This window comes from Acinetobacter sp. COS3, assembly GCF_000475335.1.
GTDB lineage: Bacteria > Pseudomonadota > Gammaproteobacteria > Pseudomonadales > Moraxellaceae > Acinetobacter > Acinetobacter venetianus.
In genome coordinates, this window is sequence record NZ_AXCD01000056.1 from 1 (window position 1) to 15,710 (window position 15,710).

Here is a 15,710-nt window from a genome sequence, read left to right on the forward strand (position 1 = left end):
GCTAAAGTAACTGCATAAGCCTCTAAGGTAATAAAAAAACACCCCATCGGGGTGTTTTTTTATATCGATTGTTTGACAATTTGTCTGTAAGAGTGTCCTAAACTGATACTTAGCTGTCCTAAACTGCACTTAATTGATACGCATAAAACCGTAATATAAAACTTAAGAAAATGAACAAAAGTATCTAAGTGGAGAGATTCCACAGAAGGAGTGGGCAGCATGAATGCTAAAGTAAATATTTCAAATCGTGCAGGTGCGAGTTTTCCAGTACGTCGTATGAACTTTGATTTCGATCAAGTACCAGAGTACTGGATGGATGGTTCAGCTGGTCTTACACACTTTATGACAGCATTGTCAGCATTATTCCCTGACGGTGAAAAATTATTTATCGATGCTGTACGTGCAGTACGTTATTACCCAGCAATTAAAGATAATGCAGAATTACAAAAAGAAATTAGTGCATTTATTGGTCAAGAAGCAATGCACACCCAAGAGCATGTAAATTTCAATGCTTCTGCGCAAAAATATGGTCATGATGTACGTTCTTTGGAACAGATTACGGGACGCTATATTCAATTTGCATTAAATAATTTTTCAAAAATCGTAAAACCTTTTGGTATGACGCGTGAAATGGTCGACCTAACAGCAACGACAGCATTAGAGCATTTTACCGCGACGATTGCTTCGGAATTATTGCGTAATAAACACATCCAAGATTTGATGACAGATGACACGATGTCGTATATGTGGTTCTGGCATGCCGTTGAAGAAAATGAGCATAAAGCAGTTGCTTATGATGTATACGAGGGCGTATTTGGAACTGGGCTTAAGGCATATAGCTTAAGAACGACTGCACTTGTATTCGCGATGGCTCTAATTTTTATCTTACAGTCTTATTTTACCTTGCGCTTATTACAACAAGATAAAAAGCTAAATCTAAAAGAGCTAGGGATGATCTATAAGTATGGTTATAGTCCTTCTAAAGGGATCATTACAGGTATGGCAGGCGAAATGTTGGCATATTTTAAACCGCGCTTTCATCCAAATGATTTAGATACAGTTCAACTATTAAAAGACTGGAAAGCTAAACTTGGTTTTTAAGTTGTGGACGCGTTTAAAAACTAATTGTTAAAAAAAAGGAGCAAGCATTTGCTCCTTTTTTATGCTTTAAAACAACGCTCTTTACAATAATTAGATGTCCTAATATGATGCTTTTATGACCTTATTTGCACTTATTTCATGCATAGAAAAGGGCGTATAAATAGAAGATAGATGAATTTTTAAAATAAATAAGTATCTTTAAGGAGAAGAAGGTATGAATGCTAAAGTCAATATTTCAAACCGAGCTGGTGCTAGTTTCCCTGTACGAAGAATGGATTTTGAGTTTGGTGAAGTACCTCGCTACTGGGCAAATGGTGATGCTGCTTTAACGCATTTTATGACCGCTTTGTCAGCACTATTTCCTGAAGGGGAACAATTCTTCGTAAATAGTACGAGAGCTGTGCGAAATGATCCGAAGCTTGCCGATCCAAGATTACAAAGAGAAATCAGCGCCTTTATTGGTCAAGAAGCGATGCATTCAAAAGAGCATTTGGCGTTTAATTCCTCAGCCGAAGCTTATGGATATGGTGTGCGCAAAATGGAAGATCAGACAGGACGACTAATTAATCGTGCTGTGGGTATTACCTCTAAGCTTTTAAAACCATTTGGCTTTACTAAAGAAATGATTGGCTTAACGGGCACATGTGCACTAGAACATTTTACTTCTACGATTGCCGAGGAATTACTGAGTAATCCAGATATTCAGTCGATGTTCATGGATGAAACCATGTATCACTTATGGATGTGGCATGCAGTTGAGGAAAATGAGCATAAAGCAGTCGCTTTTGATGTGTACGAAGCCATGTATGGACAAGGAGCGAAAGCTTATTTCATGCGGTCATTGGCACTTGTCATTGCAATGGGTTTAATCTTTATTACTCAGTCGTACTTCACTGCGAAATTATTGCAAACTGATGGCAAACTTACATGGCGTGACACGAAGTATATGATTAATTTTATGTATGGTTATAAAGGCTTTATGACACGTCAAATCCCAACATTACTTTCATTTTTGAGACCGAAGTTTCATCCAAATGATGATGACACTACAGCACTTTTGAATAAGTGGCGTGCTGAACTGGGTTTTAATGCAAATTAATATAGGTGGGCAATGAAAGTTGCCCATTTTTTTGTTCTCATTTTGCTTTAAATTGCTGATAATCTGCAACAATGATTTATAGGTGTGATATTGTGATTCGATTGATGCAGGAAAAAGATTTGGATAGTGTTGCGGCAATTGAGTGTCTTGTTCAAACGCATCCTTGGTCTAAACAACAGTTTCAAGAATCTTTAGAATCTTATCAATGCACAGTGTATGAGCATAATCATCAGGTTGTCGGGTTTTGTATTTTGCAGCCTGTGCTTGATGAAGCAAATCTATTATTGATGGCGATTCATCCTAATCAGCAAGGAAAGGGTTTGGGTTATGAATTACTGGATTATTCAATTCAACAATTAAAAAATAATCCGATTCAAATATTTTTAGAAGTACGCGAAATTAATACTGCTGCGATTCATTTATACGAAAAAGCAGGATTTCATCAAATTGATTTACGCAAAAACTATTATCCAAACTCAGATGGCACAAAAGAGCATGCTGTGATTATGGTCAAAACATGCACTGATGATTTTGCAGCGTTATTTAATAATTAAATTATTCCACTCAGAGGGCAATGTGCTCATCAAAGAGTTTCCGAGTTGATGGATTTCTTTTTCTGAAAGTGGACGATTGAGTCTTCGCCATTGTCCATCAAGTAATAACTCAAGTGGTGTATATTGCGATTTATAATTCATTTTGGATGAATGTGGCACCCAATAGCCCAGATATAAATACTCTAGATTTAGCGTTTTAACATATTCAATTTGCTTGAGAATTGCAAAAACACCTAAAGAACGACGTTGTTCATCTGGATCAAAGAAAGTATAAACAGCTGAAAGCCCATCATCCATCAAATCACACGTTGAAACTGCAATTAATTTTTCATTTTCCCAAAGCTCAATGAAGAAACTTTCAGTACAACTGTGGACTAAGAATTTCTCAAATTGGTCGAGACTTGCAGGATACATATCACCATCGGCATGGCGTTCATTGATATAGCGTTCATACAAATCATAATGTTCTTGAGTAGCCTTTGATGTTGGCAAGATACTCATTGTTAAATCTTGATTACGTCGCCAAGCTTTTTTTTGGCTACTGTTCATCTGGAATTCTTGTACAGGTACTCGGCACGATAAACATTGACGACATAGATGGCATTCAGGGCGATAAACAAAGTCTCCACTACGCCGAAAACCGACACGTGATAGCTCAGATAATGTCACCACATCAATGCGATGAATCGGGTCTAAAAACACCATTCGCGCAGACTTGTTTTCGAGATAGCTACAGTCATGTGGTGGCGTAATATAATACTGTAAGTCATTTAAAAGGGACTTGGGTTGGTATGATTTCATTAATCTGTCCCTCCAAGGCGTTAATCCATTAACCGTTTAATTTTGCACAAAGCGCTATTGTTTTACTTGAAAATACACGTTCTTGATAATTTTTCCAATTGATAGAGGGGGCAATAATTACATCTTGTAACGATTTTAAGTAGGCTTGGCGAGAAAGTGTACTAGCACCAAGGCTTATCAGATGCTCATTCACTAATTGACAGTCTATCCAAGGGAGCTGATTTTCTTGGCCTATTAACATTAGGGTATAAAATGCCATTTTAGAGACATCGGTTTCGGTACTAAACATGGATTCACCAAAACAGCCTTTGCCGATGGTGACACCATATAGGCCGCCTACCAGTTTATCTTGCTGCCAGACTTCGACACTATATGCATAGCCTGCTGTAAATAAGGCAGTATAACCTTCAATAATATCCTCACTAATCCATGTTTCATCTGCATAACTGCGGGGTAAAGAACAAGATCGGATGACATCTTCAAAGGCATGATTAATCGTAATGCGATAATCATATTTCTTCATGTTACGAATTAGAGACTTGCTTGGTTTATAAGCTTTAGGGTCAATAATGCAGCGTGGTTCAGGGCTCCACCAACAAATCGGTTCATCTCGGTTAAACCATGGAAAAAGTCCATGTGTATAGGCTTCAAATAGTGTTGAAGGGGAGAGGTCTGCACCGATGCAAATAAAACCATGACCTTCAGGATCTGCTTCAATAGGATCTGGAAAAATATATTGTGAGGGAGGGAGTTGTTGCATAGTACGAAAATTCAATAGGACTGATTCTAAGCTAACTGAACTAACATAGAATGGCAATCAACCTCGATCGCCATTCCAGCATTGAATTATTCAAATAGACGAAGTTGTTTGGCGATGTGCAACTTCTTGCTGTCTATAAAGTATTGCGCCTTTTCTTGGATAATGGTGAGGCTTTCATTTTTGTCAGCGACTGCATTTCCTTTTTTGTCTAATACCAACCATCCAAGTTGATGAATGACATCTTGAACGTAATAAGCAAAATCAGTGGCGGTATTCAGCCCATCAATGAAATGGGCACGATAAAATAATTGATGGAAATGTTCGGTTGGAATACCGATACCCGTTAATGGACTAATGAGAGCACCATAATTTTGATGGAAGCTTGCTTGACTAAGTAAATAATGGTTTAGCTTATGGCAACGCTGCAAAACTTGATCATTAGGTGCTAAGTTTTGACAAGGTTGAGCTAAGCCTAAATGACAGAGAATGACGAGAGCATTTAAGATTTGAGCATAATTTAATTGTTTAAGCCCTTGTTCTAGTTCAGCAATCGTAATTGCTTCATAGTTTCTTTCAGCAAACATTTCACCTATAGGAAGATAAATTTCTTCGATTAAATGAAAGGTTCCTAATAAACCATTAATGCTTGTCGGAAGTTGCTCTTTAGCTGTTAATAAAACAAAAGCAGTGTTACGAAGTTTTTCTTGGGCTTGTAGTGGTGTTAAGTTGTTTTTTCCTCGAATAAACAGATCGCGGCGAAATTGAGTATTGGCGAAGTAATCACGACATTGTTCTTTAAAAATAGGGTGCTCAATTGCATTTAAGAATGCTTGATGTTGCTCTGAAAAGTTAATGTTGTCTAAATGCGTATTCAAGTCTGTAGAACCAGCATAAGAAAGTTTGATTTCATCTAAAATCCTAACCACTTGCTGAAAAGAAAAGCATTGCCAATCTTGGTTTAAATATTCATGGATAAGATAATTCGGATTTTGTTGTTTTAGATCTGCAACTTTTTGTACGGCATTTGGATTGCGCTGGGCGAAAATAGGATTTTGCTGTAATAGGTTTTCGCTGAAATTAAGTGCTTCAGTGACCTTTTGCAATGGGTTGGTACTTTTACTATTAAATTTAAAATGACTATGAAATAACTCTCGAATAGGCATATTCGCGGCCCATCCAGTAACGCAGTTATAGCTGATATAAACGATGCCATTTGGCTTTAGAAATTTACGAATAAACTTCAAAATGATGTGCTGGTTTTCATAGCTAATCCAACTCCAGATACCATGCAAACTGATTGAGTCAAACATGGGTAAGTCATGTCGGTTAAGCAGTTCTTCAAAGCTATCATCATAAAAATAATGTTCTGTCTTGCTCTGTTCCGCTAGTTGATTGGCATGTGCTGCATGTGCTGGATTAAAGTCCGTACCATAAAAGTTTGCAATGTTACTAGCAGCATGAATATTAATACTGACTCCTTGTCCAAAGCCTAACTCACAATGTGTTTGATTCTCTTGGAAATCTGGGCTTTCAATTCCATTGAGTAATAAACAGAACTTTTGAAAATTGGGGCTGAGATCTCGATAATATCCGTAGGTATAATTAACTTCAGTTTGATAACCATTGGTCCAAGTTGTTGTCATTTATGTGTTCCAATTTTTTGTTTAAAAATGCATCATTTTTTTGATTATGCTTAATTTAATAAAAAAAGCCACCATATCGGTGGCTTTTTTACTTTTAGATAATTAATTTAAATTATCAAGATATTTCTCAGCATCTAGTGCAGCCATACAGCCCGAACCTGCTGAAGTGATCGCTTGGCGATACACGCTATCTGCAACATCACCTGCTGCGAATACACCTTCAACAGAAGCCGCTGTTGCATTGCCCGCTGTTCCGCTATGGACTTGAATATATCCATCACGTAAGTTCAGCTGACCATCAAACATACTTGTATTTGGTTTATGGCCAATTGCAACAAATAAACCTTGTACCTGAACATCTTGTGTACTAGCATCTTGAGTTGATTTGATGCGCACAGAAGTTACACCTGTTTTATCACCCAGAACTTCATCAACTTGATGATTCCAAATAATACTGATCTTGCCTTCTTTCTCTTTAGCAAAGAGATGGTCTTGTAAGATTTTCTCAGAACGTAATGTATCGCGACGGTGAACTAAAGTCACATGTGCAGCGATATTCGAAAGGTAAAGTGCTTCTTCAACAGCCGTGTTACCACCACCGACAACCATTACATTTTGGTTTTTGTAGAAGAAACCATCACATGTTGCACAAGCACTTACACCTTGACCCATAAAGGCAGCTTCAGATTCAAGACCTAAATATTGTGCAGTTGCACCTGTTGCAATAATCAACGCATCACATGTGTACTCTTCCATATCACCTTTTAAGACAAATGGGCGAGTTTTTAAGTCTACTTCATTGATATGATCGTAAACGATTTCTGTACCGAAACGTTCTGCATGAGCTTGCATACGTTCCATAAGCACAGGACCAGTTAATCCTTCAGGGTCGCCTGGCCAGTTATCAACTTCAGTCGTCGTTGTTAATTGACCACCAAGTTGTAAACCTGCAATCAGTGTAGGCTTTAAATTTGCACGAGCAGCATATACTGCCGCGCTGTAGCCTGCAGGTCCAGAGCCCAAAATAATTAACCGTGAGTGACGAGCGCTCATTAAAGAACATCCTTTTTATATTGAAACTGGTAAAATTATACGTGAAACCACAGGGGATTGGGTTAAATCCATCAGGATAATATTGATTAACTCAATCGAATTGGGCTATATCAAGGCTGGATGTTAACAACAACAGTAAACAATCGTGCATCTTTTTTGTAAGAACGAGTGCATAATATTAAACTTATTGATTAAGGTGGCTTAGACCTTAAAAAATAGACAAACAAATAACGAATTGGGTTACAGGACAGTATATGACTGCGGTGTCAAGTGTTTATGCACAACGCTTTTTAATGACATTATTTTTGATTTCTTTTGGCATTTATCTATTTCTTGCCACAGTAACCTACACACCTTTTGATCCGGGTTGGATGCATATATCAAGTGATACACAACAGGTGTCAAATGCAAGTGGTGTGGCAGGGGCGTGGATCGCAGATTTATTGTTTGGCTTTTTGGGATGGGCAAGTTTACTGATTCCACTATTTCTGTTTATCGAAGCAGTACAAGTGTGGTGGCCAAGAAGTTTTCTAAATCGTCCATTTCGTTATGCAGCTCAATTTTTCTTAACTCTGTCTTTGTCTAGCTTGTTCTACTTACATTGGAGTATGCCAGCCGATACTTTAGAAAATGCGGCAGGTGGGATCATTGGTTTTGAACTTGGTCAAAGCCTTAGCCAATTATTGACAATTTACGGTGCAACGCTTTTCTTATTAGCATTTAGTATTTTATTAGTCACTTTGGCATTTGGAATACAATGGAATAAAACATGGGGAACGTTGAAAAATACACCCGCTTACCTGCAAGATTTATTTTATAAAAATATTCCTCAGCAAGAATCTGCTTATGACTTGACTGAGCAATTAACAGCAGCAGATACACCCGCAATAAAAAATAAGCAGCAAGCCCAAGAACAAACTGCTGGTGTAGCCAACGATCAATTTAAAGTGGTTGAAGAACCTGTTAAGGCATCAAAACATGATGATCATCATCAACAATTAGCTGAAAAGTTGTTTGCTGATGTTATTGCAAAAGAGCAGCAAAGTAATCAACCTCAAGAAACTCAGTCAACAGAAGATTTTGAAGAGACTTTACAACGTGCTCATCAGTTTGAGACTGAAAGCCAACGTCTGATTCAAACAGGCGAAGTTTGGCGTGCGCTTCAACACGATGATGCAAGTCATAAACAAGAAATTGATGCGTTGCTACGTGCTGCGGATGATTCAGTAAATCCATCAACGCAATATGCTCATCCTTCGCAAACTGAATCTAAAGCAGAGCAAGCTGCTCATAGTCATTTAGATTGGAATGATGATCAGATTTTTGATGAGTTACTTGCAGCAGTTCCAAATAGTAAAACTGCGACAGATGTACATACGCCTTTTACTCAAGAAGTACAACCAAGCACAAATATTGTCAGTGAAGTTGAAGCATTACATTTAGAATCCTTTAATGAAGTGCCTCAACAACCTGCATCTGAGTTTATACATACAGTTGAGACTCAACCCCAAGTCAATTCACCTAAAAACTCTGCATCAGATGAATTAGCTAGCTTTGATGACTTTAATGATCTCTTGGTTGATGATGAGCCGCAAAAAGTTAGCCCTCAAACCACTAGCTATGCTCAAACTTCTGCATTTGTAAAAGCACCAATCGAAGTCGCTGCACCAAAAGAAGCTTTATCTAAAGAAGCATTTATCGAAGCTTGGCAAGAGACTGCTGGTAAAGCTGAACCTGATCTGGATATTGAAGAAGACTTTGATTTAGATGCTCCGTTAACAGATGCATTTGGTCGTCCAATGTCGCGCGCAATGCAAGTTGCACAAAAACGTCGTGATCTACCAACTTTACCGGGTTTAGAGTTACTGGATGAAGTTGATCCAAACAAGAAAGTGAATTTTACGGCTGAGCAATTAGCACGGTTGTCTGAACTTTTAGAAATTAAATTACAGGAATTTAATGTTAAATCTCAAGTTGTAGAGGCTCAACCGGGACCAGTCGTTACACGTTTTGAACTAGACCTAGCGCCGGGTGTAAAAGCATCTAAAGTGACGAATATTTCTCGTGATTTAGCTCGCTCAATGTCAATGGCTTCTGTACGTGTTGTTGAGGTTATCGCCGGTAAACCGTATATCGGTATCGAAGTACCAAATAGTAGCCGTGAAATGGTACGTTTGATTGAGTTACTCAAAACACCTGCATTTGAAGATCCCGCGGGTTTGCTCTCAATGGCGATGGGTAAAGATATTTCAGGCAATCCTGTGATTACAGATCTCGGAAAAGCACCGCATATGTTGGTTGCTGGTACGACAGGCTCGGGTAAATCAGTTGCAGTTAACTCGATGATTTTATCGATGTTGTTGAAATATACACCTGATCAATTACGTCTCATTTTAATTGATCCTAAACAACTTGAATTAGCAAACTATAACGATATTCCACATTTATTAACGCCAGTTGTGACCGATATGAAAGATGCGGTGAGTGCATTGAACTGGTGTGTTAATGAGATGGAGCGTCGTTATAAGCTGATGTCATTCTTAAAAATTCGTAAGCTTAGTGACTATAACCGCAAGGTAGAAGAAGCGATTGCGAATGGCGAGGATTTGATTGATCCAACATGGAAAGCAAGTGATTCAGTAGTGGGTGAACGTGCACCACGTTTAACACCATTGCCTTCAATTGTGATTGTGGCAGACGAGTTTGCCGATATGATCATGCAAGTTGGTAAGAAAGCTGAAGAAATGATCACGCGATTAGCACAGAAATCTCGTGCTGCTGGGATTCACTTATTACTTGCAACACAACGTCCATCGGTTGATGTAATTACTGGTCTAATTAAAGCCAATATTCCTACACGTGTAGCTTTACGTGTGAATAGTAAAATTGACTCTCGTACTATCTTAGATGCGGGCGGAGCAGAAGACTTACTTGGTCATGGTGATATGTTATTCCTTGGGCCTGGTAAAATTGAACCTGAGCGTGTACATGGTGCGTTTATCAGCGATGATGAAGTCAACCGTATTTGTGATGCTTGGCGTGAGCGTGGCGAACCTAACTATGTTGATGAAATTTTAACGCCGTATGATGAAGAACCAACTTCTCGTGGTTTTGAGGATGGTGATGGTGATCCAAGTCGTGATGCGCTGTATGATCAGTGCGTAGCATTTGTACTCGAAACTCGTAAAGCATCGACATCCTCTTTGCAGCGTAAATTTAGCTTAGGATATAACCGTGCTGCACGTATCATTGATCAGATGGAAGAGAATGGTATCGTGAGTTCAATGGGGGCGAACGGTAAACGCGAGATTCTCGTTTAATAAGAATAGTGTATGAATAAAGCCTCTATTTAGAGGCTTTATTGCTATATATTTATCAATTTTATATGGTAATAATCACGCTTTTTATTTAAGCTTATCGTTCAAAAACTCAAGTTGAAGGGTGAGCCATGTTAGTCGCATTATGTACACTAATTTTTATTCATTTTTGTGCGCTCATCACCCCGGGTCCAGATTTCTTTTTAGTTTCTCAGACTGCGATTAGTCGTTCTCGTAAAGATGCTGTACTTGTTGCACTTGGCATTTGTTTAGGCGCAATGGTGTGGTCACTTCTAGCATTAATGGGTCTTAATATTATTTTTGAAAAAATGGCTTGGTTGAAGCAAGGGCTTTTAATTGCAGGTGGTCTCTATCTATGCTGGTTAGGTTATCAGATGCTCCGTTCGGCATTTTCAAAAGGTGAGCAGACTGTAAAACAAATGGTATTACCACAGTCGCCTTATTTGTTTTTTATGAAAGGTTTATTGACGAACTTATCAAATCCAAAAGCGGTCATTTATTTTGGCAGTGTATTCTCATTATTCCTTGCAAACCCATTGTTTGATCAACATCATTCATTACTCTTTATTATCATCGCTGTAGAAACCTTGTTATGGTTTTTGGTGGTTGCTTTTGTATTTTCATTGCCTACATTTAGAGCTGCTTATCAAAACTTTGCAAAATGGATTGATGGCGTCTCTGGCGGGATATTTACTTTATTGGGTGTATATCTAATCGGTAGCCGATAATTTAAACAAAAAGCCTGCACGATGCAGGCTTTTTTGATGAAGTTGAATTAAGCAAATTTTGCTAAAACTTCTAAGAATCCATCTTTTTGACGAGGGAACTGTGCAATAACATCATGGATGCGTTGACCTTCAGGATTCGTTGCATTCAGATCACGACCATCAGCTAAGAACTGTGTTAATAAACGTTCATAGTCATTTGGACGCATATGTTTGAATGCATGATATAGCACATGAAAGTCAGCATTGACGCCAGTTGGAGGAAGCTGGTTGAGGTAGGCAAACACACGCTCATCTGACCATTCTTCGTTGAAAGTTGCTGGCTGTGATAATGCCATGACAATCTCCTCTGTCTTATAAAATAATAAAGGCAAAATATGAGGCAGGACTAGAAAAGCATCGCTTTTCCCTGCCGCAAGACGAGAAGCTAGGCTTCAAGTAGGGAGGGATTAGAAAAGTAATACTTTTAAAATTCTGCTGTATATTCTGCCTTTATTTACAAAAGTTCGCTAATGAAAAAACTTCTATCGATCTTCAGGTAAATTGATATTCATTTCTAACATTTCGATATTTGCTTCTGAACGAACTTGCATTTGAATATGCTGTTCATCAACACCGCGTACATAACGGCTTACGACCTGCATGATTTCTTTCTTCATTTGGTCAATTTTATCTTGGCTTAGGCGACGACCTAAACCTTGTTCAGATGCAACAATAACTTTTAAGCGATCTTTGGCAGTTTGTGCACTTGATGGTTTTTCATCACTGCTAAAAAGTTTACTCCAGAATCCTGCCATAATTACGCTCCAAATAGTCTAGCTAACCAACCTTTTGGCTGTACTTCAATGTGTCGATATGGGCGATCTTCGCCAAGGAAGCGAGCCACTAAGTCATCATAGGCTTGTCCAGCTTTAGTTTCTGAATAAAGAATAACTGGCTTACCTTCGTTAGATGCTTGAAGTACGCTCGGACATTCTGGAATAACACCCAATGTCGGCACTCGTAAAATATCTTTCGAAATATCATCAATCGTGAGCATTTCTTGTTTATCAGCACGTTCTGGGTTGAAACGTGTAATACACAAATGCTTACGGATACGACCTTCGTTTTGTTCAACTTTTTTAGTTTTGCTGTCTAGCATACCGATGATACGGTCTGAGTCACGAACTGATGAAATCTCAGGGTTCGTTACAATGATTGCTTCATCAGCATGATACATGGCTAAAATAGCACCACGTTCAATACCCGCAGGTGAGTCACAGATGATGTAATCAAATTCTTGAGAAAGTTCGTCGATTACACGTGCTACACCATCATCACTTAACGCATCTTTATCGCGTGTTTGAGAAGCTGGGAGAATGTATAAGTTTTCAATATCTTTATCACGGATCAACGCTTGTTGTAAGCGTGCTTCATTATTAATGACATTTACAAAGTCATAAACTACGCGGCGTTCGCAGCCCATGATCAAATCAAGATTTCGTAAACCTACATCGAAGTCAATCACAACAGTCTTATGACCACGTAGGGCTAACCCTGTTGCAAAAGATGCGCTTGTTGTAGTTTTACCTACACCACCTTTGCCTGACGTTACGACAACAATTTTGGCCACCGAATCCACTCCTATTTATGGTCATACGCCCCTAAAAGGGCTTTTTTGGTGTTTAATCTGATAAATTAAAACTGTAAAGCTTCAAATTCAAGCTCTTGCTTGTTATTTAAATAAATATGTACAGACTTTTTGATCATATCTTTTGGAATATCATCTGCTACGCAATAAGTCCCTGCAATAGAGACAAGTTCAGCTTCTAGCGAGTGGCAAAAAATACGCGCTGAAGTATGTCCACCTGCACCTGCAATGACTCTACCACGAGCATTACCATAAATGTGAATATTTCCAGACGCAATCACTTCTGAACCACTATTCATGCCTGCATTTAAGATGATATCGCCTTGATCTTGGACCAAACATTGGCCTGTACGCAAAATCTCATCATGATAAGAGGTGATATGCTTATTCGATGTATTTTTTTGTGGTGTTTGTATTGCAGAACTCTCTGAAGGTTTCTCTGCTACATGCTCAACGACTTGCTCTTTAGATGCTTTGATTCTTTGTAGTGGTTGGTCTGCTGGAAGTACAGGGAACTGGATCGCGCGTGCTTGTTCGCCCAAAATACCATCAATTACAGCCATTGGTTGTAAGCCCAAATCAATCAAAAGCTGAATTAAGGCAATCAGTTCTTGCTCAACTGTACTATCAATAATAACTAAAGTTCCTAAGTAAGAACCTTCGCTGAGTGTGTTGCTAAGTTGCTGGCGGATTGCAGTATGGTCATTTGTGTCGAAAATCAGTCGACTAAAATTCACCATTCTGCCCGTAATCCGTATATCAGCCATAATTTATCCTTCAGGGCTTTTTAAGCGCTCTATTGTGTTAAAGCATGTTGTAAATAAAAGCAAATGCTAGAACAAATTACACGAATTCTCTAGCACGATTAGTAATTTTTCTTGTAATCATTCTGCTTTTTTATCCAATTGATCATGTTCTTCTAACATTTGCTGCCATTGTTTTACTTTTACTTGTTTTCGAATAGCTTCAAGGCTTTCATATACGACGGATTCAACCAATTCTTCCAAGTAATGATTGTCGATATTTAACTCACTGACTTTCTCTGCAATCAGCTGATAACTTTCATTTGGTTTTTGTGGTGAACCTGCGATAAATGGTTCAATTAAACCAGCGCTAATATTTTCACCTAAGCGTTGTCCTATATTTTGAATTTGTTGTTCGATGCGCCCACCAACAATCGGAATTAGGCGCAATAATTGGGTAAGTTCAGGCGTATCCTCAATTGCTTGATTCACAATCAGGCCGACTTTTTGCTTAATTGCAGGTTCTTGTTGTTGTAATGCGACAGCAAGCGACTCTTGCAACATCGAAGCGAGTGTTACTGTGAATAATTGTCGATGATGATCTACTAAGTCATGAATAATCTTTTTATGACTTGAGCTTGTATCCAGCTCATGTCGAATACCATCAATCACGGTAATCACAACACGATCAGAAAGCTCTTCCATTACGACACGATAATAAAAGAGTGCTTTGATTCGAAGGTTGTCAGGAACAACTTTATAACCCAGCTCGTGTAGCCGATAAGCAATAATACCAGCGCGGAATAAACGTAAAAAACGGAAATGCGGAATAATCGCAATGATCTCGTACCAGTGAATAAAAGGGAAGAACCACCAACGCGCATGATGCTTTTGGACAATTGCAAGAAACCAACGTACGCCAAGCTCAGCAATTAAAAAGATAATAAACCACGCTTCTGTGATGATGACCCACGGATGTAAGTGTGTACGATAAAACTCAAGAACACTTGGGAGCTGGATGGTATTAAAAAACCACGCTCCAATATTGCTCATGAGAAAGAAGTTCATGCCCAAACAGAACAGGTTAAAAACAATAATAAAGACCATGAAAATGTCATAGACAAGGAACAGTTTAAAAAACTTACTGCTCGGATTTACATAGTTATATTTAGAGTTTTGATCAGAGTCCTGCTGGGCCATACTTCTATTTAATCCCTTAATAAATTACTGGTTGTATCTGGATTTCATACGAGTAATGAGTTGATCTTTTTCAGTCCAGATTTGATCTACCCACTTTTGGAACCGTTCACGATAAACTGGATCGTCTTCGTAATTACCACCGAGAACCCAATCTGGAATATCAATTTTGCGTAAATCGACCGCAATATCTGATACGCCACCTAACCAAAAATCACCATAACCTGGTGCACCATTTGGATAAACAATGGTCATATCAACGAGAGAATCGATTTTATCTCCCAAGATATTCAATGCCAAGGCCAATCCACCAGCTTTAGGTTTTAATAAGTTTTGATATGGCGATTGCTGTTGAGCATGTTTCTCAGGCGTAAAGCGTGTTCCTTCTAAATAGTTTAATAAAGTAAAAGGTTGACTTAATAGCTGTTCACAAGCTTTGCGTGCTTCGAGCATATCACGATGCTTAAGTTCTGGATTCTTTGCAATTTGAGCCTTGGTATGACGTTTCATCATTGGGAAGCCCAAAATCTTGAAGGCTTGCCCTACAAAAGGAATAAAAATAAGTTCCCATTTGGTGAAGAAACGGGTGAGTGGCATACGTTTTAAACCAAAATATTGATTAACCGTCGTATCGACCCAGCTCTGATGATTACAAATCATCATATAGCGACCTTGTAAATTCAGGTCGAGTTTTTCATCAATCGTGATGTCCCAATTTAGATTTGGTAAGACGTGTTCAATTAATTGATTGTTAATGCCAATCCAGCTATTTGCTAACTGGATATTGGTTTCATCGACTTTTTTTGATTTTTTAAAGAATTTAGTGAAGCCCAAAGCTAGAACTGGAGGACCATGCAAAAATGTACTTCCAGTGATCACTGAACTGACGGTGAGTCCTTTGCTTACTTTTTGCAATAAGGACGCTTTTTTATTTGCGTTAGTCATAAATCGAGCCTTGAGTGCAGATGTTTTAATAAAGATGCTCCAACTATAAACAACAGAGATTGAAATACAACTGTATATTTAGAGATGTTGACATTTTTTATATATTTAAATCATTTAAGCG

Annotated in this window: 15 protein-coding genes; 5 read left to right on the plus strand and 10 right to left on the minus strand. The window is 38.4% G+C overall.

Annotated elements, in window-relative coordinates; genetic code table 11:
* Window positions 1–219: 219 nt before the first annotated feature.
* The 3 genes from IO68_RS29835 (at window position 220) to rimI (ending at window position 2,754) form a co-directional block, all read left to right on the plus strand.
* Window positions 220–1,101, plus strand: a complete 882-nt coding sequence (locus tag IO68_RS29835) for a metal-dependent hydrolase (RefSeq protein WP_007481212.1) — start codon at window positions 220–222, stop codon at window positions 1,099–1,101.
* Window positions 1,102–1,315: 214 nt separating this feature from the next.
* Complete coding sequence (locus IO68_RS29840) at window positions 1,316–2,200, plus strand: metal-dependent hydrolase (RefSeq protein ID WP_023013939.1); 885 nt, start codon at window positions 1,316–1,318, stop codon at window positions 2,198–2,200.
* Between the two features lie 92 nt (window positions 2,201–2,292).
* Window positions 2,293–2,754: a ribosomal protein S18-alanine N-acetyltransferase gene (gene rimI, locus IO68_RS29845; protein ID WP_023013940.1), complete on the plus strand. Its 462-nt coding sequence runs from the start codon at window positions 2,293–2,295 to the stop codon at window positions 2,752–2,754.
* On the opposite strand, the gene IO68_RS29850 is transcribed toward rimI, so the two are convergent.
* From IO68_RS29850 to trxB, 4 genes are all read right to left on the minus strand, one after another.
* Window positions 2,740–3,555: an arginyltransferase gene (locus IO68_RS29850; RefSeq protein ID WP_019385021.1), complete on the minus strand. Its 816-nt coding sequence runs from the start codon at window positions 3,553–3,555 to the stop codon at window positions 2,740–2,742. The genes rimI and IO68_RS29850 overlap by 15 nt on opposite strands.
* A gap of 28 nt (window positions 3,556–3,583) precedes the next feature.
* Entirely contained in the window at window positions 3,584–4,315 is a 732-nt protein-coding gene (aat, locus tag IO68_RS29855; RefSeq protein WP_023013941.1) for a leucyl/phenylalanyl-tRNA--protein transferase, read from the minus strand.
* An 86-nt stretch (window positions 4,316–4,401) separates the two neighbouring features.
* A complete protein-coding gene (locus IO68_RS29860) occupies window positions 4,402–5,958 on the minus strand; it encodes a class I SAM-dependent methyltransferase (protein ID WP_023013942.1) in 1,557 nt (518 codons plus the stop codon).
* Window positions 5,959–6,060: 102 nt separating this feature from the next.
* Window positions 6,061–7,011, minus strand: a complete 951-nt coding sequence (gene trxB, locus IO68_RS29865; protein WP_007481220.1) for a thioredoxin-disulfide reductase — start codon at window positions 7,009–7,011, stop codon at window positions 6,061–6,063.
* Between the two features lie 254 nt (window positions 7,012–7,265).
* Here trxB and IO68_RS29870 point away from each other — a divergent pair, with 254 nt between their 5' ends.
* Window positions 7,266–10,331, plus strand: a complete 3,066-nt coding sequence (locus tag IO68_RS29870) for a DNA translocase FtsK (RefSeq protein ID WP_023013943.1) — start codon at window positions 7,266–7,268, stop codon at window positions 10,329–10,331.
* A 128-nt stretch (window positions 10,332–10,459) separates the two neighbouring features.
* Window positions 10,460–11,077 carry a threonine export protein RhtC gene (gene rhtC, locus IO68_RS29875; protein ID WP_004881080.1) on the plus strand — a complete coding sequence of 206 codons (618 nt, stop codon included), beginning with the start codon at window positions 10,460–10,462 and terminating at the stop codon, window positions 11,075–11,077.
* Between the two features lie 47 nt (window positions 11,078–11,124).
* Here the strand turns inward: rhtC and IO68_RS29880 are convergent, their stop codons facing one another.
* The 6 genes from IO68_RS29880 to IO68_RS29905 all read right to left on the minus strand — a co-directional run bounded on the left by IO68_RS29880 (window position 11,125) and on the right by IO68_RS29905 (window position 15,589).
* Window positions 11,125–11,412, minus strand: a complete 288-nt coding sequence (locus IO68_RS29880) for a PA4642 family protein (RefSeq protein WP_023013944.1) — start codon at window positions 11,410–11,412, stop codon at window positions 11,125–11,127.
* Between the two features lie 186 nt (window positions 11,413–11,598).
* Window positions 11,599–11,871 (minus strand): cell division topological specificity factor MinE, encoded by a 273-nt coding sequence (minE, locus tag IO68_RS29885; protein WP_004663449.1) that lies wholly within the window; start codon window positions 11,869–11,871, stop codon window positions 11,599–11,601.
* Between the two features lie 2 nt (window positions 11,872–11,873).
* Entirely contained in the window at window positions 11,874–12,686 is an 813-nt protein-coding gene (gene minD, locus IO68_RS29890; protein WP_004881075.1) for a septum site-determining protein MinD, read from the minus strand.
* Between the two features lie 65 nt (window positions 12,687–12,751).
* Entirely contained in the window at window positions 12,752–13,471 is a 720-nt protein-coding gene (gene minC, locus IO68_RS29895) for a septum site-determining protein MinC (protein WP_031234904.1), read from the minus strand.
* 117 nt (window positions 13,472–13,588) lie between these two features.
* Entirely contained in the window at window positions 13,589–14,647 is a 1,059-nt protein-coding gene (locus tag IO68_RS29900) for a hypothetical protein (RefSeq protein ID WP_023013946.1), read from the minus strand.
* A 24-nt stretch (window positions 14,648–14,671) separates the two neighbouring features.
* On the minus strand, window positions 14,672–15,589 hold the full coding sequence (locus IO68_RS29905; RefSeq protein ID WP_007481233.1) for an acyltransferase: 918 nt from the start codon (window positions 15,587–15,589) through the stop codon (window positions 14,672–14,674).
* Window positions 15,590–15,710: the final 121 nt, after the last annotated feature.

Excerpts from the sequence above, each read along its gene's own strand:
- IO68_RS29860 (WP_023013942.1), bottom strand. The coding sequence starts at position 5,958 with ATGACAACAACTTGGACCAATGGTTATCAAACTGAAGTTAATTATACC.
- IO68_RS29900 (WP_023013946.1), bottom strand. The coding sequence starts at position 14,647 with ATGGCCCAGCAGGACTCTGATCAAAACTCTAAATATAACTATGTAAAT.
- IO68_RS29835 (WP_007481212.1), top strand. The coding sequence starts at position 220 with ATGAATGCTAAAGTAAATATTTCAAATCGTGCAGGTGCGAGTTTTCCA.
- IO68_RS29840 (WP_023013939.1), top strand. The coding sequence starts at position 1,316 with ATGAATGCTAAAGTCAATATTTCAAACCGAGCTGGTGCTAGTTTCCCT.
- minC (WP_031234904.1), bottom strand. The coding sequence starts at position 13,471 with ATGGCTGATATACGGATTACGGGCAGAATGGTGAATTTTAGTCGACTG.
- rhtC (WP_004881080.1), top strand. The coding sequence starts at position 10,460 with ATGTTAGTCGCATTATGTACACTAATTTTTATTCATTTTTGTGCGCTC.
- trxB (WP_007481220.1), bottom strand. The coding sequence starts at position 7,011 with ATGAGCGCTCGTCACTCACGGTTAATTATTTTGGGCTCTGGACCTGCA.
- IO68_RS29850 (WP_019385021.1), bottom strand. The coding sequence starts at position 3,555 with ATGAAATCATACCAACCCAAGTCCCTTTTAAATGACTTACAGTATTAT.
- IO68_RS29880 (WP_023013944.1), bottom strand. The coding sequence starts at position 11,412 with ATGGCATTATCACAGCCAGCAACTTTCAACGAAGAATGGTCAGATGAG.
- minE (WP_004663449.1), bottom strand. The coding sequence starts at position 11,871 with ATGGCAGGATTCTGGAGTAAACTTTTTAGCAGTGATGAAAAACCATCA.
- IO68_RS29870 (WP_023013943.1), top strand. The coding sequence starts at position 7,266 with ATGACTGCGGTGTCAAGTGTTTATGCACAACGCTTTTTAATGACATTA.
- IO68_RS29905 (WP_007481233.1), bottom strand. The coding sequence starts at position 15,589 with ATGACTAACGCAAATAAAAAAGCGTCCTTATTGCAAAAAGTAAGCAAA.
- aat (WP_023013941.1), bottom strand. The coding sequence starts at position 4,315 with ATGCAACAACTCCCTCCCTCACAATATATTTTTCCAGATCCTATTGAA.